The sequence below is a fragment of the Streptococcus sp. HMSC034E12 genome, assembly GCF_001835915.1.
Classification (GTDB): domain Bacteria; phylum Bacillota; class Bacilli; order Lactobacillales; family Streptococcaceae; genus Streptococcus; species Streptococcus vaginalis.
This window is the reverse complement of sequence record NZ_KV826444.1, coordinates 738-1,133: the sequence shown is the minus strand read 5'-3', so window position 1 is coordinate 1,133 and position 396 is coordinate 738. Positions and strand designations below refer to the sequence as shown.

The window sequence follows — 396 nt, the reverse complement described above, 5'->3', positions numbered from 1 at the left end:
AGGGAAAGATGAGTTTCATTGCGCAAGATTTTGACAATCGCAATATCATCACTGTTCTTGAGGGGAGAACACAAGCTATCATCCGAAATCACTTTCTTCGATACGATAGAGCTGTTCGTTGTCAGGTGAAAATCATTACGATGGATATATTTAGTCCTTACTATGCCTTAGCTAAGCAGCTTTTTCCTTGTGCTAAAATCGTTCTAGATCGTTTTCATATTGTCCAACATCTCAGCCGTGCTATGAGTCGTGTCCGTGTTCAAATCATGAATCAATTCGATCGAAAATCCCATGAATACAAGACCATCAAACGCTACTGGAAGCTTATACAGCAGAATAGTCGTAAACTGAGCGATAAGCGATTTTATCGCCCTACTTTTCGTATGCATCTAACCA

General features: G+C 39.9%; 1 protein-coding gene. It reads left to right on the top strand.

Features of this window, described 5'->3' with window-relative positions; all coding sequences use genetic code 11:
* Nucleotides 1–396, top strand: a 396-nt coding sequence (locus HMPREF2574_RS11125; protein ID WP_142350186.1) for a transposase, incomplete at both ends; no start/stop codon positions are given.